The 18,886-nt window shown below is 59.2% G+C and carries 22 protein-coding genes and 1 tRNA gene; 11 read left to right on the top strand and 12 right to left on the bottom strand.

The window, feature by feature from the left end; genetic code table 11:
- Positions 1-13 precede the first annotated feature (13 nt).
- The 7 genes from DQ393_RS18160 (at position 14) to DQ393_RS18130 (ending at position 5,629) form a co-directional block, all read left to right on the top strand.
- Positions 14-1,012, top strand: a complete 999-nt coding sequence (locus DQ393_RS18160; protein ID WP_112343141.1) for an RluA family pseudouridine synthase — start codon at positions 14-16, stop codon at positions 1,010-1,012.
- Positions 1,009-1,662, top strand: a complete 654-nt coding sequence (locus DQ393_RS18155; protein ID WP_112343140.1) for an HAD-IA family hydrolase — start codon at positions 1,009-1,011, stop codon at positions 1,660-1,662. The genes DQ393_RS18160 and DQ393_RS18155 overlap by 4 nt, the downstream gene beginning before the upstream one ends.
- Positions 1,663-1,671: 9 nt before the next feature.
- Entirely contained in the window at positions 1,672-2,457 is a 786-nt protein-coding gene (locus DQ393_RS18150) for an ATP12 family chaperone protein (protein WP_112343139.1), read from the top strand.
- 69 nt (positions 2,458-2,526) lie between these two features.
- Entirely contained in the window at positions 2,527-2,997 is a 471-nt protein-coding gene (locus DQ393_RS18145) for a hypothetical protein (RefSeq protein WP_112343138.1), read from the top strand.
- A 63-nt stretch (positions 2,998-3,060) separates the two neighbouring features.
- On the top strand, positions 3,061-4,593 hold the full coding sequence (locus DQ393_RS18140) for an acyl-CoA carboxylase subunit beta (RefSeq protein WP_112343137.1): 1,533 nt from the start codon (positions 3,061-3,063) through the stop codon (positions 4,591-4,593).
- Between the two features lie 121 nt (positions 4,594-4,714).
- Positions 4,715-5,107, top strand: a complete 393-nt coding sequence (locus DQ393_RS18135) for a DoxX family protein (RefSeq protein WP_112343136.1) — start codon at positions 4,715-4,717, stop codon at positions 5,105-5,107.
- A 135-nt stretch (positions 5,108-5,242) separates the two neighbouring features.
- Positions 5,243-5,629: a DoxX family protein gene (locus DQ393_RS18130; protein WP_112343135.1), complete on the top strand. Its 387-nt coding sequence runs from the start codon at positions 5,243-5,245 to the stop codon at positions 5,627-5,629.
- Positions 5,630-5,636: 7 nt separating this feature from the next.
- On the opposite strand, the gene sugE is transcribed toward DQ393_RS18130, so the two are convergent.
- From sugE to DQ393_RS18100, 6 genes are all read right to left on the bottom strand, one after another.
- The gene (gene sugE / locus DQ393_RS18125) at positions 5,637-5,951 is read right to left on the bottom strand and encodes a quaternary ammonium compound efflux SMR transporter SugE (protein WP_112343134.1); all 315 of its coding nucleotides are present in this window, start codon (positions 5,949-5,951) and stop codon (positions 5,637-5,639) included.
- 146 nt (positions 5,952-6,097) lie between these two features.
- The gene (gene fghA, locus DQ393_RS18120) at positions 6,098-6,934 is read right to left on the bottom strand and encodes an S-formylglutathione hydrolase (protein WP_112343133.1); all 837 of its coding nucleotides are present in this window, start codon (positions 6,932-6,934) and stop codon (positions 6,098-6,100) included.
- Between the two features lie 122 nt (positions 6,935-7,056).
- Positions 7,057-7,497, bottom strand: coding sequence for a YaiI/YqxD family protein (locus DQ393_RS18115; protein ID WP_112343132.1), 441 nt, complete (start codon positions 7,495-7,497; stop codon positions 7,057-7,059).
- 74 nt (positions 7,498-7,571) lie between these two features.
- Entirely contained in the window at positions 7,572-8,699 is a 1,128-nt protein-coding gene (locus DQ393_RS18110; protein ID WP_112343131.1) for an S-(hydroxymethyl)glutathione dehydrogenase/class III alcohol dehydrogenase, read from the bottom strand.
- A 162-nt stretch (positions 8,700-8,861) separates the two neighbouring features.
- Positions 8,862-10,871 (bottom strand): acetyl-CoA carboxylase biotin carboxylase subunit, encoded by a 2,010-nt coding sequence (locus DQ393_RS18105; protein ID WP_112343130.1) that lies wholly within the window; start codon positions 10,869-10,871, stop codon positions 8,862-8,864.
- An 80-nt stretch (positions 10,872-10,951) separates the two neighbouring features.
- Positions 10,952-11,887: a DMT family transporter gene (locus DQ393_RS18100; RefSeq protein ID WP_112343129.1), complete on the bottom strand. Its 936-nt coding sequence runs from the start codon at positions 11,885-11,887 to the stop codon at positions 10,952-10,954.
- 220 nt (positions 11,888-12,107) lie between these two features.
- Between DQ393_RS18100 and DQ393_RS18095 the strand changes: the two genes are divergently transcribed.
- Positions 12,108-12,530 carry a helix-turn-helix domain-containing protein gene (locus DQ393_RS18095; RefSeq protein WP_112343128.1) on the top strand — a complete coding sequence of 141 codons (423 nt, stop codon included), beginning with the start codon at positions 12,108-12,110 and terminating at the stop codon, positions 12,528-12,530.
- Between the two features lie 84 nt (positions 12,531-12,614).
- Here DQ393_RS18095 and DQ393_RS18090 read toward each other — a convergent pair.
- Positions 12,615-12,699 (bottom strand) — tRNA-Leu (locus DQ393_RS18090).
- A gap of 238 nt (positions 12,700-12,937) precedes the next feature.
- Between DQ393_RS18090 and lipB the strand changes: the two genes are divergently transcribed.
- The gene (gene lipB, locus DQ393_RS18085) at positions 12,938-13,654 is read left to right on the top strand and encodes a lipoyl(octanoyl) transferase LipB (protein WP_112343180.1); all 717 of its coding nucleotides are present in this window, start codon (positions 12,938-12,940) and stop codon (positions 13,652-13,654) included.
- A gap of 99 nt (positions 13,655-13,753) precedes the next feature.
- Here lipB and DQ393_RS33485 read toward each other — a convergent pair whose 3' ends face one another.
- Entirely contained in the window at positions 13,754-13,915 is a 162-nt protein-coding gene (locus tag DQ393_RS33485; RefSeq protein WP_162736972.1) for a hypothetical protein, read from the bottom strand.
- A 646-nt stretch (positions 13,916-14,561) separates the two neighbouring features.
- Here DQ393_RS33485 and DQ393_RS18080 point away from each other — a divergent pair.
- Complete coding sequence (locus DQ393_RS18080) at positions 14,562-15,095, top strand: hypothetical protein (protein ID WP_112343127.1); 534 nt, start codon at positions 14,562-14,564, stop codon at positions 15,093-15,095.
- A 60-nt stretch (positions 15,096-15,155) separates the two neighbouring features.
- On the opposite strand, the gene DQ393_RS18075 is transcribed toward DQ393_RS18080, so the two are convergent.
- A complete protein-coding gene (locus DQ393_RS18075) occupies positions 15,156-15,650 on the bottom strand; it encodes a peptide deformylase (RefSeq protein ID WP_112343179.1) in 495 nt (164 codons plus the stop codon).
- A 440-nt stretch (positions 15,651-16,090) separates the two neighbouring features.
- Between DQ393_RS18075 and DQ393_RS18070 the strand changes: the two genes are divergently transcribed.
- Positions 16,091-16,480, top strand: coding sequence for a MerR family transcriptional regulator (locus tag DQ393_RS18070; RefSeq protein WP_112343126.1), 390 nt, complete (start codon positions 16,091-16,093; stop codon positions 16,478-16,480).
- Between the two features lie 23 nt (positions 16,481-16,503).
- Here the strand turns inward: DQ393_RS18070 and DQ393_RS18065 are convergent, their stop codons facing one another.
- The 3 genes from DQ393_RS18065 to DQ393_RS18055 form a co-directional block, all read right to left on the bottom strand.
- Complete coding sequence (locus tag DQ393_RS18065) at positions 16,504-16,977, bottom strand: methyltransferase family protein (protein ID WP_112343125.1); 474 nt, start codon at positions 16,975-16,977, stop codon at positions 16,504-16,506.
- Positions 16,978-16,989: 12 nt separating this feature from the next.
- Positions 16,990-17,979, bottom strand: a complete 990-nt coding sequence (locus tag DQ393_RS18060) for a heparan-alpha-glucosaminide N-acetyltransferase (protein WP_112343124.1) — start codon at positions 17,977-17,979, stop codon at positions 16,990-16,992.
- A gap of 62 nt (positions 17,980-18,041) precedes the next feature.
- The gene (locus DQ393_RS18055) at positions 18,042-18,734 is read right to left on the bottom strand and encodes a DUF599 domain-containing protein (protein ID WP_112343123.1); all 693 of its coding nucleotides are present in this window, start codon (positions 18,732-18,734) and stop codon (positions 18,042-18,044) included.
- Positions 18,735-18,886: the final 152 nt, after the last annotated feature.

The following is an 18,886-nucleotide window of genomic DNA, read 5'->3' as shown; positions in this document are numbered from 1 at the left end:
TGAAAGAAGAAGAATGGCCGGGATTGAGCATATTAAGGTCGAGCCTGACGAGGCCGGCATGCGCCTCGACCGCTGGTTCAAGGTGCATTTTCCGGGGCTCGGCTTCGGACAATTGCAGAAGCTGATGCGTTCCGGACAGGTGCGCGTCGATGGTGGCCGAGTCAAGACGGATGCCCGCGTGCAGCCGGGGCAGATGGTGCGCGTGCCGCCGCTCGATGTTGATGCAAAGGGACTGAAGAACGGTCCGATCGCTGGCAATGACCTCAAACACTCCGGTGATGCCGAGCTTCTTGCGCGCATGCTGCTGCATGAAGACGACAAGGTCTATGTGCTGAACAAGCCGGCCGGCCTTGCGGTGCAGGGCGGCTCCGGTCTGACCCGTCATATCGACAAGATGCTCGAGGCATGGACGAGCAAGAAGGGCGAGAAGCCACGCCTGGTGCACCGTCTCGACCGCGACACATCGGGCGTACTCGTCGTTGCCCGCACCCGCGGTGCCGCGCAGAAGCTTACGGCAGCCTTCCGCGAGCGCGATACCAAGAAGACCTATTGGTCGCTGGTCAAGGGTGTGCCGCGCAAGCACGAGGACAAGATTTCCACCTGGCTGGTGAAGGAAGCGACGCCGGATGGCGACCGCATGCGCATCGCCAAGCATGGAGAGGAGGGCGCCGATCACGCCATCTCCTACTATCGCGTGATCGAGACCGCGGCGCAGAGCCTCGCCTGGCTGGAAATGGAGCCCTATACGGGCCGTACTCACCAGTTGCGTGTCCATGCGCTGCATATGGGGCATCCGATCATCGGCGACCCCAGATATTTCGATGACGATCCGAACTGGGATTTTCCCGGTGGTGTGCAGAAGCGCCTGCATCTGCATGCGCGCCATATCGATATCCCGCATCCGAGCGGCGGACGCCTGCGCGTCACCGCGCCTTTGCCACCGCACATGGTGCAGACCTGGAACCTTCTCGGCTTCGATATGGAATCGGCAGAGGAGCCGGACGACGAATGAGGCTGGTCCTTTTCGATTGCGACGGCACTCTGGTCGACAGCGCGCGGCTGATCCACGAAGTCATGGCGCGAACCTTTGTCGCCTTTGGCTATAAGCGCCCCGATGTTTCGGCGACCAAATCGATCATCGGCCTGACGCTGGATATTGCCATTGCCCGTCTGCAGGGCAAGCCGCATGTCGACGACGAAGCGATTGCCATGACGACGCATTACAAGTCGATCTTTCCCGATGTACGGGATGAGGCGGACATGCAGACGCCGCTCTTCGACGGCATCAAGCCACTGATCGAGACGCTTGCGGCCCGCGATGAACTGCTGATCGGCGCGGTGACGGGTAAATCCCGCCGCGGCTTGACCCATATCCTTGAGGTCAACGATTTCACGCCCTATTTTATCGTCTCCCGCACTGCGGACGATTGCCCGTCGAAGCCGCATCCGGCGATGGTGACGGAATGCTGCGACGAAACTGGCATGGATCCGCATGATACGATCGTGATCGGCGACGCCATCTACGACATGCAGATGGCGAAGGCGGCGGGCGCGACCGCCATTGGCGTGGCCTGGGGCTATGCTTCCGTCGAGGAGTTGCTGGCGGCCGGCGCCGATGCCATCGCCCACCATCCGAACGATCTGTTGAGCCATATTCTCTGAGGTGACGCCATGCGCGACCTGTTGAACGATCTTTCCGAAGGTCTCAGCCATCCCGATCCGATCCGCCGCGCGCAGATCCAGATGAAGAAGCCCTTGCCAAAACGCTTCTACAAGGACGTGACGATCAGCGCGGACGAGGGCGGCCACGCCATTGCCCTCGACGGCAAGGTGGTGAAGACGCCGGCGCGGCATTCCCTGGCTCTGCCGACGGAAGCGCTTGCCAGACTGGTGGCCGTCGAATGGGCGCATCAGGTTGATGTCATCGATCCCGCGACCATGCCTGTGACGCGCCTCGTCAATACCGCCATTGATGGCGTTGCGACGGAGAGCCGGGCGGTATTCGACGAAATCGTCCGCTTCTCCGGCAGCGATCTGCTCTGCTACCGCGCCGACGCTCCGGAGCGCCTCGTCGAGCGGCAGTCGGAGCGCTGGAACCCGGTAGTCGAATGGGCAGCGCGCGACCTCGGCGCCCGCTTCATCCTGGCTGAAGGCGTCATGCACCAGGAACAGCCCGGTGAAGCCATCGCTGCCTTCTCGGCTGCCTTGCGTAAGTACGACACACCGATGGAACTTGCCAGCCTCCACACGATTACGACGCTTACCGGTTCTGCGATCCTGGCGCTGGCCTTTGCCGAAGGTTTCCTGCCGCTTACCGACGTCTGGTCGCTTGCCCATCTGGATGAGGACTGGACGATCGAGCATTGGGGCAGCGACGAGGAGGCCGAGCTCCGTCGTGCACAACGTTTTGAGGAATTTCAGGCCGCGACCGATGTTTTTTCAGCGCTTCGCAGTTGAACATTGTTGATTTCCAGTCCTTTATATCGATCTTCGTATCTTAAAAGTTCGTAGGTCTGGACGGATATCATGTCGTGGTTGAGGTCGGGTGCCGTTTCGGCGCTCGTAGGATGTTTGGTACTGGCAGCCTGCTCTAGCTGGTCCGTCGACCCTCCACCTCCAACCTATGCCGTGCGCAGTGCGAGCGTCGTCGCCGATCAGGCTCTGCCGCCGGTATCGCCGGCGCTGGTCACCGCCGTCAATGATCGTGTGAATGCGGCGATCGCTGCAACGACCTACAGTCAACCCTTGCCACAGGTCGCAATCACCGTGCGGCTGACCGATGTCCGCAGGGCGCGCGGCTTCAACCGCGACCGCAACAGCGTCAAGGTCAACATCGACGCGGCGGCGCTAGATGGCGGCGCAGTGGTCGCCATGGCATCTTTCGAGACTAAAACCACAGCCCCCGATCCCGCCACGGCGGATGAGCTGATGGCGGAAGATATCGCGGCGCGCGTCCGTTCCATCTTTTCCCTGACCACGCCGCGGCTGGCGGATTGACCCGGCAGCTTCAAACGGTGTTTGCGCCGTGCTAATCCCAAGCGGTGAAGGAGAGAGAGCCGCATGAAGGAAATCCTGCAGGAACTGGAACGTCGTCGCGAGGTTGCGAGGCTCGGAGGCGGGCAGGTGCGCATCGACGCCCAGCACGCGCGCGGCAAGCTGACGGCGCGCGAGCGCATCGATATTTTTCTCGATGAGGGCTCCTTCGAGGAATTCGACATGTTCGTCGAACATCGCTCGACCGATTTCGGCATGGACAAGAGCAAGATCGCCGGCGACGGCGTCGTGACGGGATGGGGCACCGTCAACGGGCGTACCGTTTTCATTTTTGCCAAAGATTTCACGGTCTTCGGTGGATCTCTTTCGGAAGCGCATGCGGAAAAGATCACCAAGGTGCAGGATATGGCGCTGAAGAACCGGGCGCCGATCATCGGCATCTACGATGCCGGCGGCGCCCGCATCCAGGAGGGTGTTGCCGCGCTCGGCGGCTACGCCGAGGTGTTCCAGCGCAATGTGCTGGCCTCCGGCGTCATTCCGCAGATCTCCGTCATCATGGGGCCATGCGCCGGCGGCGACGTTTATTCCCCCGCCATGACGGATTTCATCTTCATGGTTCGCGACACCTCCTACATGTTCGTCACCGGGCCGGATGTGGTGAAGACCGTCACCAACGAGACCGTTACCTCCGAGCAGCTTGGTGGCGCCTCGGTGCACACGACGAAATCCTCGATCGCAGATGCGGCCTACGACAATGATGTCGATACGCTGCTGCAAGTGCGCCGGCTCATCGATTTCCTGCCGCAATCGAATACGGCTGGTGTGCCCGAGATCGAGTGCTATCAGTCCGTGACGGAGCCGGACAACTCGCTCGACACGCTGATCCCGGCCAATGCCAACAAGCCCTACGACATCAAGGAACTGATCCTGAAGGTGGCGGACGAGGCCGATTTCTTCGAGATACAGGAAAGCTTCGCCAAGAACATCGTCTGCGGTTTCGGCCGCATCGAGGGTGCCACGGTCGGCTTCGTCGCCAATCAGCCGATGGTGCTTGCCGGCGTTCTCGACAGCGACGCATCGCGAAAAGCAGCGCGTTTCGTACGCTTCTGCGACTGCTTCAATATTCCGATCGTTACCTTTGTCGATGTGCCCGGCTTCCTGCCGGGAACGGCACAGGAATATGGCGGGCTGATCAAGCATGGCGCCAAGCTGCTCTTCGCCTATGCAGAAGCGACCGTGCCGAAGCTGACCGTCATTACCCGCAAGGCCTTCGGCGGTGCCTATGACGTGATGGCTTCGAAGCATCTGCGCGGCGACCTCAATTATGCCTGGCCGACGGCGCAGATCGCCGTTATGGGCGCCAAGGGCGCCGTCGAAATCATCTTCCGCAAGGATATTGCCGATCCGGAAAAGATCGCGGCGCATACGAAGATGTATGAGGATCGCTTCCTGTCGCCTTTCGTCGCGGCCGAACGGGGCTATATCGACGAGGTGATCATGCCGCGTTCGACGCGGCGGCGGCTGGCACAGGGTCTTAGAATGCTGCGCAACAAGGACCTGACCAATCCCTGGAAGAAACATGACAACATCCCTTTGTGAGATTGTGACAACAAGTCACGGATTTCACACGGAAAATTGATTGGGCGTCAGAAGCCGTGTTTTCACGTTCTGAGCAGGTCGCTCTATTGCTTCCTGCAGGGAATTGAAACTGGAGTTCAAAATGGCGCTTTCCGATCGGCTGAATCAATATCAGCCCTATGCTCTTACCGTGCTGCGTGTCATGACTGGCCTGTTGTTCATCGAACATGGTCTGCAGAAGCTCGTTGGCTTTCCGACCGGCGGCCAATTTCCAAGCCCGCTGCCGACCCTGCTTCTGGTTCAGGGCATCATCGAAATCGTTGGCGGATTGGCGACGATCGTCGGCTTCTTTACCCGTCCGGTCGCGTTCATTCTCTGCGGCAATATGGCGGTCGCCTATTTCATGGCGCATTATCCGAAGAATTTCTTTCCGGCCAACAACGGCGGGGATGCAGCGATCCTCTACTGCTTCGTCTTCCTGTTCCTGATCTTTGCAGGCCCGGGCCTGCTGGCGCTGGATAACAACAAGAAGTAATCCGCTATTCGCCAGGCCTGGCTATCGCCGGGCCTGGCGAATAAATATGGCTCTCGCGTGTTAATTCCGTTGTCAGCGGAGCGAGAGCACTTTCGACAGGATCTCCTTCGCATTCCCCTTTGAACGGAGATCTTCATGTCACTTTCTGAGCGCTTGTCGCCCTACCAGCCTACAGCTCTCGCAATCCTGCGAATCGTGGCTGCCCTGTTGTTCATCGAACATGGCACGCAGAAGCTCTTCGGCTTTCCGCCGGCGCCTTACGCCATCACGACGCTGTTTTTCGTTGCGGCGATCATCGAGTTCGTGGGCGGCATCCTCATTCTGCTCGGTCTATTCACTCGACCAGTCGCCTTTCTCCTCAGCGGTGAAATGGCGATCGCCTATTTCATGGTGCATATGCAGATCAATTTCTTTCCGGCCAACAATGACGGCGATGGCGCGGTGCTGTTCTGCTTCATCTTCCTGTTTCTGGTATTTGCAGGCCCTGGGAAATGGGCGCTGGACAATCGCCAGCGCCGATAACGATATCTCAGGCAGCAAGCTTCAAGCCTGCAATGCCGGCCACGATCAGGCCGATGCAGAGCAGTCGGACGGATGTCGCGGGATCGCCGAGTAGCCATATGCCGAGCAGAACTGTGCCGACGGTGCCGATACCGGTCCAGACCGCATAAGCCGTGCCCATCGGCAGGGTTTTCACCGCCAATCCAAGCAGCACGATGCTGATGATCATGGATGCGACGGTGAGGACCGTCGGCATCGGTCGGGTGAATCCGTCGGTATATTTGAGCCCGACCGCCCAGCCGATTTCGAACAAGCCTGCGAGGAGAAGCAGGAACCAAGCCATTTTACGCTCCTTGTTAAGAGCGAGGCCGTCCCCGCGGGGGTCTACGGCCGGTCATCTTCCCGGCCGCCGCAGTCGTCTGCGCAATGCGTATATGCCTTTGCCGAAGGCGCTTTTCAAGGCATGAACCGCATGGCAGCCATGCCACATCATCTCGTCAGGCGTTCGGCATGCCACTTCAGGTGATCATCCATAAAGGTCGAGATGAAGTAATAGGAATGATCGTAGCGCTCATGCATGCGCAGCGTCAGGCCGATGCCGGTTTTCTTGATTGCCTCCTCGAACAGCCAGGGGCGCAGGCCATTTTCGAGGAAGCTGTCGGCCTTGCCCTGATCGATCAGAAATTCGGGGAAGCGAGCGCCGTCTTCGACGAGGGCGCAGGCGTCATAGCGGCGCCATCCGGCCTTGTCGCTCCCCAAATATTTCTCCAGCGCAGGTGCGGACCAATCGGCCGTCGACGGCTGGACGATCGGAGCGAAAGCCGAGCAGCTCTTGAAGCGCTCCGGGTTCTTCAGGGCGATCGTCATGGCGCCGTGGCCACCCATGGAATGGCCGAAGATGCCCTGGCGGCTCATGTCGGCCCGGAATTGCTTGGCGATGAGGGCGGGCAGTTCTTCGGTGATGTAGGTGTACATCTGATAGTTTTCGGCCCAGGGCATCTCGGTCGCATCGAGATAGAAGCCCGCACCTTTGCCCATCTGCCAATTGGTCAGTTCATCAGGCACGTCATTGCCGCGCGGGCTGGTGTCCGGGCAGACGATGATGAGGCCGAGCTCGGCGGCCATGCGGCGATATTCTCCCTTTTCCATGACATTGGCATGGGTGCAGGTGAGGCCGGAGAGATACCAGAGAACCGGGCGAGGCTCCTTGATTGCCTGTGGCGGCACGAAAACGGCGAAGGTCATCTCGCATTTGCAGGCTTCGGACTCATGCGAAAAAACGCCTTGCATGCCGCCGAAAGCGGTGTTCTGGGAAATGATATTCACGGCTGGCCTCCAGGCGTCTGGTGAGTTTTAGAGCGTGATGGCTTTTCTTCGAATCGCCATCGCGCTCAAATGTTTTTGATTTTGCATGATCTTGTCCAAAAACCGCTGCGCACTTTTTGGGATCATGCTCTAGCACGCCGGCAGAGCCGGTCGAAGGTTTCGAGGAAGGCGGAGCGGTCGCGCGGAGAGAAGGCGGCGTTGTAGCCCTTGCTCTCACCGGTTTCGCGAAGATGCGCGCCAAGGTCGCGCATCGCCGTTGCCATGCCGATATTGGTCTTGTCGAAGATGCGACCGGTCGGTCCCGTCACGAGCGCTCCGGTCGCGACGCAGCGACCAGCAAGCGGTACATCCGCCGTGACGACGATATCGCCGGCACCGGCACGCTCCGCGATCCAGTTGTCGGCGGCATCGAAGGCATTGGAGACGATGACGTTGTGCACCATCGGGTCCCGCGATGGCCGCAATCCCGAATTGGCGACAAAGGTCACCTCCATGCCGTGGCGTTCGGCAACCTTCAGGATCTCCGGCTTGACCGGGCACGCGTCGGCGTCGACATAAATCATGATATCAAATCTTTTCAACTCTATGCGGCGCTTTTCTCATGCGCCGCATACGCCCAGTCGAGTGGCTTTGTGCCTCAGTAGAGCACGACGCTGCGGATGCTTTCACCCGAATGCATGAGCTCGAAACCCTTGTTGATGTCTTCGAGCGGCATGGTGTGGGTGATCATCGGATCGATCTCGATCTTGCCTTCCATGTACCAGTCGACGATCTTCGGCACATCGGTGCGGCCGCGTGCCCCGCCGAAGGCCGTGCCCATCCACGAGCGGCCCGTCACCAGCTGGAACGGACGCGTGGAGATCTCCTGGCCGGCGCCGGCAACGCCGATGACCACGGACTTGCCCCAGCCGCGATGGCTTGCTTCCAGCGCCTGACGCATCACCTTGGTGTTGCCGGTGCAGTCGAAGGTATAGTCGGCGCCGCCGATCTGGTCGGCCCCGCGCTTCGTCATATTGACGAGATAAGGCACGATGTCGTCGCCGACCTCCTTCGGATTGACGAAATGCGTCATGCCGAAGCGCTCGCCCCAGGCCTTCTTGTCATTGTTGAGATCGACGCCGATGATCATGCCGGCGCCGGCAAGCCGCAAGCCCTGGATGACGTTGAGCCCGATGCCGCCGAGACCGAAGACGATGGCGGTTGCCCCCATCTCCACCTTGGCGGTGTTGACGACGGCACCGATGCCTGTGGTGACACCGCAGCCGATATAGCAGATCTTGTCGAAGGGGGCGTCGGAATTGACCTTGGCGACGGCGATCTCCGGCAGCACGGTGTAATTGGCGAAGGTGGAGCAGCCCATATAGTGGTGGATCTTGTCCTTGCCGATCGAGAAGCGCGAGGTGCCGTCGGGCATGAGGCCCTGGCCCTGAGTCGCACGGATCGCGGTGCACAGGTTGGTCTTGCGGCTGAGACACGACGGGCATTCGCGGCATTCGGGCGTATAGAGCGGAATGACGTGATCGCCTTTCTTCACCGAGGTTACCCCCGGACCGACATCGACGACGATGCCGGCACCTTCATGGCCGAGGATCGCCGGGAACAGCCCTTCCGGATCGGCGCCCGAGAGCGTGAAATCATCGGTGTGGCAGATGCCGGTCGCCTTGACCTCGATCAGCACTTCGCCGGCTCTCGGCCCCTCCAGCTGAACCGTCATCACCTCAAGCGGCTTGCCTGCCGCAACCGCGACCGCTGCTCTTACGTCCATGATCTCATCCCTTCCTGCTATGATTTGGTCCGCGCGACATTGGCATGGGCGCACGGGGCGGCTCAAGCCAAAATCAGACACTTAGCGTCGCAATTATCATGTTTTGGCCGAGCAATCGCCATGCAAGCTTTTTCATATGGCCGCGATGGCGAAGCTTCTCGATCAGGCGAATTCCATGATCACCGCGTCAACGGCGAGGCTTTCGCCCGGCTTGGCGTTGATCTTGCCGATGACCAGATCGCGTTCGGCGCGCAGCACATTTTCCATCTTCATCGCTTCCACGATGGCCAGCGTTTCGCCCGCTTTGACCTCCTGTCCCTCGGCGACGGCAATCGCGACGACCAGGCCGGGCATGGGGCAGAGCAGCAGCTTTGAGGTATCCGGCGGCAATTTGACGGGCATAAGTTTGTCGAGTTCGGCCTGACGCGGCGTGAACACCCTGGTCCGGACAGAGATACCCTGCCAATCGATGCGCAGACCATTGAGCACGGTGCGGATCTGGGCTGTCAGCTTGCGGCCGCCGACGGTGCCGGCCCATACGGAATCGCCGGGACGCCAGTCGGTTGCGACAGTTACGGTTTGGGCGCCGATCTGCATGTCCATCTCGAAGGGAATGGTCACCACGCCTTCAAGCAATGCCACGGGCAGATAATCGGCACCGAGCTTGACGACCCAGCTCTCCCGCAGCGGCGCGGCGGCTGGACGCAGCCGGTCGCCATGGCGTTCACGGCGATTGGATTCGATCAGGCTGCAGGAAAGGGCGGTTGCCGACAGCAAAGCGGTTTGCTCCTCATCCGGCGTCACCGGCGCGAAGCCGTCGGGATATTCCTCGGCAATGAAGCCCGTGGAGAGGCGGCCTTCGCGCCAGCGCGGGTGTTTCATCAATGCGGAGAGGAACGGCATATTGTGCTCGATGCCATCGACGACAAAGCCATCCAGGGCTTCCCCCATCGCTTCGATCGCCTCCAGCCTCGTTGGAGCCCAGGTGCAGAGCTTGGCGATCATCGGATCGTAATACATGGAGATTTCGGCGCCTTCGAAGACGCCGGTATCGTTGCGCACGACCGATGTCTCCGTCTTACCCTCGCGCGGCGGACGATAGCGTGTCAGTCGGCCGATCGAGGGCAGGAAGTTGCGATAGGGATCCTCCGCATACAAGCGGCTTTCGATCGCCCAGCCGTGAAGCTTGATATCCGATTGCTTGAACGGCAGTTTTTCGCCGGCGGCGACGCGGATCATCTGCTCGACGAGATCGACGCCGGTCACCAGCTCTGTCACCGGATGCTCGACCTGCAGGCGGGTATTCATTTCGAGGAAATAGAAGTTCCTGTCGCGATCGACGATGAACTCGACCGTGCCGGCGCTTTGGTAATCGACAGCCTTGGCCAGCGCCACAGACTGTTCGCCCATGGCCTTGCGCGTTGCTTCGTCCAGGAACGGCGAGGGCGCCTCTTCCACGACCTTCTGGTTCCGGCGCTGGATGGAGCATTCGCGCTCGCCAAGGTAGACGACATTTCCGTGAGCATCGGCCAACACCTGGATCTCAATGTGCCTGGGATCGACCACGAATTTCTCGATGAAGACGCGGTCGTCGCCGAAGGAGCTTTTCGCCTCCGAACGGGCGCGCTCGAAACCGTCGCGCACCTCGTCCTTGCTCCAGGCGATGCGCATGCCCTTGCCGCCGCCGCCGGCGGATGCCTTGATCATGACCGGATAGCCGATCTCGCCAGCGATCCTTTCGGCATGATCGGCGTCATCGATGATGCCGAGATGGCCCGGAACGGTGGAGACCTTGGCGGCATTGGCGAATTTCTTCGATTTGATCTTGTCGCCCATGGCTTCGATCGCCTTCGGCTTCGGGCCGATGAAAACGATGCCTTCCTTCTCCAGCGCCGCGCAGAAGGAAGCGCGCTCGGAGAGGAAGCCGTAACCCGGATGAACGGCTTCGGCGCCGGTTTCCTTGCACGCGGCGATGATCTTCTCGGCGACGAGATAGCTTTCTGCTGCAGGCGCCGGACCGATGTGGACAGCCTCGTCGGCCATTTCGACATGCAATGCGTCCCGATCCGCATCGGAGTAGACGGCGACCGTCAGGATACCCATCCGGCGCGCAGTCTTGATCACGCGGCAGGCGATCTCGCCGCGATTGGCGATCAGGATCTTCTTGAACATGCAATCTCCGCCCAAATACTCTATTCAGTCAGTGTTTTAGCCATAAATTGCACCGTCGGTCCATGCGAAGATATCGGCGCTCACGCGGTTTTTTCCGATCGCGACTGAACGCGCTCCCGCCAGATGATGAACAGGCCGGAGCCGACAATGATCGATATACCGATCCATTTGGAAAGATTTGGAAAGTCGCCGAAGATCGCGTAACCGAGAACAGTGGCGGAAATGATCTCGAAATATTGAAAAGGGGCAAGCAGCGAGAGCGGTGCCAGCCGGAAGGCTCTGACGACCAGCATATGCGCGTAGCCTGATATCGAGCCCAGAATCAGCAAAAGGACGAGCCCGAGCGTGGAAGCGGGCAGGGAGGGCTCGAAATCTGCGACGCCGGCGGATGCTCCCGCAAGCAAGGTGGCCGACATGAACAGCGTGCCGCCGACGCCGGCCATGACCTGCATCGTCAACGGCGAATCCGCCTCGCCGACAGCGCGGTTCATGAACAGATAGAGCGCAAAGAGGAAGGCGCAGGCCACAGGCAGCAATGCCTTTAATCCAAAGATCTCGAAGCTCGGCTGAATGACGATCATCGCGCCGACGAAGCCGATGACGATCGCCAGCCACCGCCTCCAGCCGACCCTATCGCCCAGAAACAGCGCTGAAAGGGCCGTCAGCATGAACGGTTCGACGAAATAGATCGCGAAGACATCGGCGAGCGGCATGTATTTGACCGCTGCGAAGAAGAGCAGGCTGGCAGCACCATGCAGCGCGCCACGCAGCAGATTCATCCAGGGTCGCCTTGCCGAGAATGCCGATCGCCCGGTTGTCGTCATCAGCAGCGGCAGTATGCAGACGACCTGAAAGAAGAAGCGATAGAAAGTCACCTGGCCTGGCGACATGCCTTCGAAGCTCGCCATGTATTTGGCGATCGCATCCATCGTCGGCAGCAGGATCATGGCGCTTGCCATGATCGTCATGCCTCGGAGTGGATTTTGTTGTGAGGGAGCGGCGAGAGCGACGGTCATGCATGATCATCAAACACAGGAGGGACATGCAATCAAGGCGCGATCGGACGCTGGTGGCAATAAGCGAAAACAGTCATCGCAAAACGTCACACTTTTCCATTTGGGACAGATCGCAATGGTGGAATGACGCCCTTAGACCTATCTCTGCCTTTGGAAACGGCTAAAACATCAATGCGCCGCACAAAAATTCACCGGCGCGCCCAAGAAAAGGATCGCACCGATGTTCAAACCCGAACAAGAGACGACCGTTTTTTCGGATGAGGGCGACGACACTCTGGGTGGCCGCCTGTCCATGGCCCGCGATGCCGCCGGCATCAGCCTCCAAACATTGGCAAGCCAGCTTGGTGTCAGCGAAGAGACGATGCTTGCCTGGGAATCCGATCGCGCCGAACCAAATCCCTCCGCTCTGGCGAAGATGTCGGCTCTTTTCGATGTTTCTCCGGCCTGGTTGATGACCGGGGCGGGCGATGGTCCCGGAGAGGATAGCGACCAACGGGCACTGGAGGCTATCCGAAACGAGCTTTCGCGACTGCGAACTGCCTATCAGGAAATGGGCAAGCTGATCGAGGCGACCTCTCGCCAGCTCGAGCGACTCGATCACCAGATCCGGCTGCGCAATCTCAGCAAGGATGTTGCGCATTGAACCGTGACAGTTCGCTGTAGTTCACATCGAATCTATAACCGATAGGGATTGAAAACAAAAAACCCAGCCGAAGCCGGGTTCTTTTGGTGCGGTCGAGAAGACTCGAACTTCCACGGGTTGCCCCACAGCGACCTCAACGCTGCGCGTCTACCAATTCCGCCACGACCGCATCGTGGTAGGCCGGATTGCTCCGGCGCGGCTGCATGTAGCAAAAGCATTCGGGGGGCACAAGAGCGATATGTCAGTTTTTTTAAATTCCTTCACAGCTCCTCCGATCGCGCTCGTCCCGATGCGATGGAAACGCCTTAGATGTTTGAATTTCCGCTCGATTGGCGCCATATGTGGACAACTCGCAGGCAGCGGTGGATTTCCACACGGGCGGCCGGCGGCACGCAAAGGACTGCCATATGCTTCGCACCGAACTTTCTCACCAGATGTTCCCTGTCCACGGTACGCCGCCCGTTCGCTGGCGGATCAGCGATGGTCTCGTACCTTATGAAGAGGCCGTCGCCGCGATGGAGGCGGAAGTCGCCGCCATTGCCGAAGGGCGGGCAGCTGAACTTGTCTGGCTGGTGGAGCATCCGCCGCTCTATACCGCGGGCACGAGCGCCGATGCGGCCGATCTTATCGAGCCGGATCGATTTCCGGTATTCGCGACCGGACGCGGCGGGGAATATACCTATCATGGCCCGGGCCAGCGCGTGGCCTATGTCATGCTGGACCTGAAGTGTCGGCGGCAGGATATCCGCGCCTTCGTCGGTGCGCTTGAAGAGGTCATCATTCGTACGCTCGATTCGATGAATGTGCGCGGCGAGCGGCGCGAAGATCGGGTCGGAGTATGGGTCCGGCGGCCGGAAAAGCCAGTGCTACCTGACGGCACCATGGCGGAAGACAAGATCGCGGCTCTCGGCATCCGCGTGCGCAAATGGGTGACGTTTCACGGCCTTTCGCTGAACGTCGATCCCGATCTCGGCCATTTCACCGGCATCATTCCCTGCGGGATTTCCGCTCACGGCGTCACCAGCCTCGTCGATCTCGGCCTGCCGGTCATGATGACCGATGTCGATATCCGCCTTCGCGATGCCTTCGAGCAGGTCTTCGGGCAGACGGTCAACGAAACGTAAGATCGCTTTCCCACGCGCCTTCTCGCGACCCAAGACATTATTCCGATTTCAACGCTGAAGCGGGGCAGGATCAACATCCTGCCCGATCGCCCGCTGCCCTCACAAGCAAGACTCCTGGGCACTTTCTTCGGCAGACACGACAAACTCATCCGGCGTGCCAAGCTTCGCCTTCTCCGGATGATCCATCTCATCTTGCGCCTTGAGAAGATCATGCAGTTGCTGATCGCTGAGTATATTGTCTCGATTGTCATGCGAGGTCATGCGAGAACTCCTTGACCTCTGCAGGCGAGAGTGCCGCATCAGCAACTCTCAGCCGCCGGCGCCTACGGGTTCGGTAGCCGACGATAGCGCAACCTACGCTCAATCCGGAGCCAAGGCGAATCATTTTACTTAAATCATTTTGCCTGACGGAGCTCGCCGCATGGCACGCCTGCCAAGAAAAATGCCCTGGAAGGGAGAGCATCCAGGGCATAGAGAGGGGAACTGCCAGGAAAAGATTAGGGCGATATGCCCGCACTTCAAGGCCCGGATCTCGCGATAAGTGTATCGCGTCAGCAATTGCATCCATCTATAGCGGGTATCGGCCGTCGCGGGCCAGCAATTTCACGCCCAATGCAATTGCAGCCCGAGCACATTGTTATCCCGTGAGTTAACGGGCGCTATGATGCCATATCGACATCGTCGCCTTATCCACTTCCGGATGAAGCCGGTACGCTCATCTAAGACCATCCGCGATTGCCGGTCCTGCCAAGTCTCTCTTTTTGATGGCTATTTTTGTACAGTTTGCGTTCATGTTCGTCCGCATATGGTGCTTCTCGTCGCCCCGGAAATCGCGCGTCGATTGACAATCGATAGGGACGATACGATTAATAGTTTCGACATTCGTCATAGAGCGGAGGAAATGCCAATGACTAGTCGTGCCATCCTGTTGATGTCTTTTGCGTCGCTTGCAGTTGTAGGTTCGATGGGCCTCGCTTCTTCGGCTTCTGCGCTAACCATGAAAGAGTGCAGCGCCAAGTACCAGGCGGCCAAGAGCGCTGGTACCTTGAACGGCCAAAAGTGGAATGACTTCCGTGCGACGCAGTGCAGTGCCGATGCCAGCGCCACCACGACGGCACCGGCAACCACCGCACCGGCAGCTACCACGCCGTCCAAGACAGCGAAGACAACCGCAGCAGCCAAGGTCGATGCCAGCGAGCCCGATGCGACGAAGCCGCCGGCAAGCGAACCGGCAAAGCCGACGACGGCTGCTCCGGCCGGCGTAACCTTCCCGGCAAAGGTTGACGCCAAATATGCCACCGAGACGCCAGGCAAAGGCCGCTTCCATACCTGCGTTGACGCATATAACGCAGCCAAGGCCAGCAATTCGCTCGGCGGCCTGAAGTGGATCCAGAAGGGCGGCGGCTATTACAGCCTCTGCAACTCCAAGCTCAAGGGCTGATTGCGGATCCAGCCAATTGCGGAACGGGCGCGGTCTTGGCGCCCGTTTCGTTTTGCACCTTCAGTTCTGCGTTTTTTCCCATTTCTTCACGAGGCGATCGCGCTTGAGCTTGGAAAGTCGTTGAAGCCAGAAGATTCCGTCCAACTGGTCGATTTCGTGCTGAATGCAGATGGCGAGAAAATCATTCGCTTCCGCTTCATGCAGCTCACCTGAGACATCCTGATAGCGGAAGCGGATCGATTTGGGCCTGACGACCTCTTCGGTCGCTCCCGGCATGGAAACGCTGCCTTCCGTTTGTCGCATGGTCTCTTCCGAGAACCAAAGAATCTCCGGATTGATATAGGTGCGCACGCCATCCTCACGGCTGAGTTCTATCACCACGACTCGGCTGAGGACTCCGATATGCGGGCCGGTGATGCCGACGCCGGGAGCGGCGCGCATCGTATCCAGCAGGTCTTCGACGAGCATCCGCAGATTATCGTCGAAGACGGTCACCGGGGTGCAGGCGGTCCGCAGCAGCGGATCGGGAAAACGGATGATGGAGCGGGCGGGCACGATACTCTCTCGGATGGAAAGACATGGATAGACGATCAGGATAAAGGGAAGATGGCGGCAGTGCCACCGTTCCGCCAGTTCCACAGTCTTTAGGAACTTGCTCCATTATCGCATTGTTTTACAGCGATTTTAAGCAGTTGTAAGAGAGGGTGGAACAAGCTTGAGCCTTCCGAGCGGTACGCAGTTTGCTGGCGCGAGGACGCGATCGTCACGTTGAGGCTTTTCGAACTGCCGCATACCGAGTCGGGCCGAAGTCTGTGGGGAGGCCCGCTAATTCTGTACCTCGCGGTTATCGATTTTAGCCGGCATTTTGTCCTCCCTGGCTTTGAGAGTTGACGTATTATGCTGCATTTGGGGCAGGTTTAGACGCGATAAACCAGTGAAAATTGACTATTACGTAAAAGTCAATATTATGATGGCCAGCAGATAGGGGCGGATTCTTGGTCGACGGATATTATAGCATAACAGAGCTTACACGGGAATTCGGGGTTTCGACTCGAACCTTGAGGTTCTATGAGGACGAGGGCCTTATTCATCCCGAGCGCAAGGGGCGCACGCGCCTGTTCCGGCCCGCCGACCGGCGCCTCATTGCCGAAATCCTCCGCGGCCGCCGCATCGGTTTCACCATCGCCGAAATCCGCGAGATCATTCAGGTCTACAAGGAACCGCCGGGCGAGATCGGTCAGCTGAAGCTGCTGATGAAACGTGTCGATGAAAAGCGCGACGAACTGCGCCAGAAGCGCAAGGATATCGATGATACGCTGAGCGAACTCGACAATGTCGAGGAAGCCTGTCTCGGACGCCTTGCCGAAATCGGCGTCGGGACTTGAGCGCGGGCTCACCGCCAAGCGCCCTATAGCCAGCGACGCGTGCGTTTGCAGTAAAATTCGAATTCGCAGCCGAAGCGCGAGAGGAGATGCATCTCTTCGCAGCGGATAACGAGCAATGTCGTCAAAGCGGCTGCCACGGCCGCCATCGCCACAAACCATAAATTACCGATCATCATGCCCAGCCCCGTCGTCAGCAAGGTATAACCGAGATAGGTCGGGTTGCGGGTGAAGCGAAATGGGCCTGTGGTGACGAGATGCGCGCTGCACCGTTGCGTCAGGACAGTGGTTCGTCTTTCCACCAGCGTCTTGACGGCCCAGACATTCAGCGTCACCGCAAAGGCAGTGAGAAGGGCGCCGACGACCCATGAGATGAGCGCCCAGATGAAGGGCAAGGGCAACGGATACCACCGTTGAAGGCAAAGCGCTGCAATGACGGCAAGGCTATAGAGCAGCGGCGGCCACGGAAAATTCAGCGACTTCGAACGATAGGCATTCATGGAATAACCCTGTCATTGCGCTTCATCCGTGCATTGTATCGCGATTCGGCTTACGCGTTCATCGCTATCTGCTTTGATCGCTCCGGATTGCAATGGCTTGAAGAGATCCTGGGCCTGCAACTTGTCGAGCGTGCATTGGCAGAAGCTGCGGCACATGGTTTCCGTGCCTGACCGCGTGCAAGAGGCGACGCATTGCCTGATGTAGCCGACAGCCGGATCCTGTGGCGGCGCCGGCACGACCAGTGACAGGAGATAGACGAGGCTGAACAGGACGGGCTGGTGGACCAGATAGAAGATGAGGCTGTGGCGGCCGGCGCGGGCGATCAGATTGCGGCCGGGGCCGAATTTCGCCAGATGCTCGAGCCAGCCGAACGATATTGCCAATTGCGCCATGCCGAGACCGAACAGGAATGGCGTCAGCCATGGAAAGAGCGGCACATAGTCGTTCGAGCGCCGAAGATTTTCGGAGAGCCCGACCCACCAGAGCCACGGCGCATCGAAAAAGCTCGAATGCAGCGATAAGGGTGCGATGACATTGTCGATGACGATGCCGACCGTCAGTAGAGCCGCGATGAGAAGGGTGGCGAAGGCCGGCAGCCGCAGGAACAGCAGGCCGACGAGACTTGCCGCCGCGATGCTGTGCAGGATGCCAAAGAATATCCATTCGTCACGCATGCCGATGAAGGTGACGAGCGAAATCGCCGCGGCTGCAGCGACAATCATGCCCATCCGTCGCCAATAGGAGCGCCAGCGAATCTCCGGCGTATTGGCAAGCACAAGGCTGAAGCCCGCCAGAAAGAGGAAGGTGCTGGCGATGGCGCGGGCATAAAGCTTCAGCCAGCCCGTTTCAGCCGTGCCGGAATCGAGATAGCCGAAGAACTCGAAATCCCAAGTGCAATGATAGCTTGCCATGGCCAGAAGGGCGAGGCCGCGCGCCGTATCCAGAATGCCGATGCGAGGCGTCTTGCGAGGGGTGTCCGCGCTCTCGGCAATGGCGGCCATTGAGAAGTCCTTCCGGGCATGAATTTAGATGTTGCGCACCGGTTCGACCCGGCGCGGCTTTGTCATGGCATATCGATATCCATGATGGCCAGACGGGCATCGGAAAAAAACTGCCGGCGAATCAGCACGATGATGATGAAAATGGTTGTGCCCATGAAGACATAGGGGCTGAGGAACCAGCCGAGATAGCCGATGGAGAGAAAGATTGCCCGCAGGCCGGCATTAAAGTTGCGCGCGGCAATGATGTTCATGCGCACCACGCGCTCGGCTGCGCGTTCGGCAGCCAGTGGATCGAGGATGGCATCCTCGCGCATCGGCAGGGAGCCGAAAAGAATGGTGCAATAGTTGAACAGACGATAGGCCCAGCCGAATTTGAAGAAGGCATAGCCGAAGAGGCAGCCAAGTCCGGCTACCTTGATTTCAAAGGCTGCCCTGCCACCATTGAGTATGAACGGCATATCCGAAAAGAAGGCATTGATCTTTTCGGTGGCGCCGAGCAGTGCAAAGCAGCTGCCGATCGCAAAAATCGAGGTGGAGGCAAAGAAGCCCGTGCCGTTTTGCAGGCCCGAGAGAATCTGGGTGTCGATCATTTTCAGATCACGGCGCAATGAATTATAGATCCAATCGCGTCGGCGCTCGTTCATCGCTAATGTCAGGCTGGTGCGATTGAAGAAGCTGGCGCTGCTGGTGATCCAGTTCAGCGCGACCCAGAGAAAGATGAACAGGGCGAGGGCGACATAGTCGGCAGTCGTCATAAAGGCAGATTCTCCAGATCAATCCGATGTCGACTGTAGCGCAGCCCGAGCGGTGCGCAATGGCCTTCTGTTTGCTTCCCCGAATGCCTATATGTAATGTCGCTGCCATGAAATACGATGTCGGCCAATCGCCGTGCAAGCTTGCCCCGATA

Origin of the sequence: Martinezella tropici (assembly GCF_003287875.1) — a bacterium.
Classification (GTDB): Bacteria; Pseudomonadota; Alphaproteobacteria; order Rhizobiales; family Rhizobiaceae; genus Rhizobium; species Rhizobium tropici_C.
This window is presented reverse-complemented; position numbering and strand designations above follow the sequence as displayed.

Excerpts from the sequence above, each read along its gene's own strand:
- sugE (WP_112343134.1), bottom strand. The coding sequence starts at position 5,951 with ATGGCTTGGTTCCTGCTTCTCCTCGCAGGCTTGTTCGAAATCGGCTGG.
- DQ393_RS18095 (WP_112343128.1), top strand. The coding sequence starts at position 12,108 with ATGTTCAAACCCGAACAAGAGACGACCGTTTTTTCGGATGAGGGCGAC.
- DQ393_RS18115 (WP_112343132.1), bottom strand. The coding sequence starts at position 7,497 with ATGATTTATGTCGACGCCGACGCGTGCCCGGTCAAGCCGGAGATCCTG.
- DQ393_RS18065 (WP_112343125.1), bottom strand. The coding sequence starts at position 16,977 with ATGAATGCCTATCGTTCGAAGTCGCTGAATTTTCCGTGGCCGCCGCTG.
- DQ393_RS18145 (WP_112343138.1), top strand. The coding sequence starts at position 2,527 with ATGTCGTGGTTGAGGTCGGGTGCCGTTTCGGCGCTCGTAGGATGTTTG.
- DQ393_RS18080 (WP_112343127.1), top strand. The coding sequence starts at position 14,562 with ATGACTAGTCGTGCCATCCTGTTGATGTCTTTTGCGTCGCTTGCAGTT.
- DQ393_RS18100 (WP_112343129.1), bottom strand. The coding sequence starts at position 11,887 with ATGACCGTCGCTCTCGCCGCTCCCTCACAACAAAATCCACTCCGAGGC.
- DQ393_RS18140 (WP_112343137.1), top strand. The coding sequence starts at position 3,061 with ATGAAGGAAATCCTGCAGGAACTGGAACGTCGTCGCGAGGTTGCGAGG.
- DQ393_RS33485 (WP_162736972.1), bottom strand. The coding sequence starts at position 13,915 with ATGACCTCGCATGACAATCGAGACAATATACTCAGCGATCAGCAACTG.
- DQ393_RS18160 (WP_112343141.1), top strand. The coding sequence starts at position 14 with ATGGCCGGGATTGAGCATATTAAGGTCGAGCCTGACGAGGCCGGCATG.
- DQ393_RS18135 (WP_112343136.1), top strand. The coding sequence starts at position 4,715 with ATGGCGCTTTCCGATCGGCTGAATCAATATCAGCCCTATGCTCTTACC.
- DQ393_RS18150 (WP_112343139.1), top strand. The coding sequence starts at position 1,672 with ATGCGCGACCTGTTGAACGATCTTTCCGAAGGTCTCAGCCATCCCGAT.
- DQ393_RS18105 (WP_112343130.1), bottom strand. The coding sequence starts at position 10,871 with ATGTTCAAGAAGATCCTGATCGCCAATCGCGGCGAGATCGCCTGCCGC.
- DQ393_RS18060 (WP_112343124.1), bottom strand. The coding sequence starts at position 17,979 with ATGGCCGCCATTGCCGAGAGCGCGGACACCCCTCGCAAGACGCCTCGC.
- DQ393_RS18155 (WP_112343140.1), top strand. The coding sequence starts at position 1,009 with ATGAGGCTGGTCCTTTTCGATTGCGACGGCACTCTGGTCGACAGCGCG.
- DQ393_RS18110 (WP_112343131.1), bottom strand. The coding sequence starts at position 8,699 with ATGGACGTAAGAGCAGCGGTCGCGGTTGCGGCAGGCAAGCCGCTTGAG.
- lipB (WP_112343180.1), top strand. The coding sequence starts at position 12,938 with ATGCTTCGCACCGAACTTTCTCACCAGATGTTCCCTGTCCACGGTACG.
- DQ393_RS18130 (WP_112343135.1), top strand. The coding sequence starts at position 5,243 with ATGTCACTTTCTGAGCGCTTGTCGCCCTACCAGCCTACAGCTCTCGCA.
- DQ393_RS18055 (WP_112343123.1), bottom strand. The coding sequence starts at position 18,734 with ATGACGACTGCCGACTATGTCGCCCTCGCCCTGTTCATCTTTCTCTGG.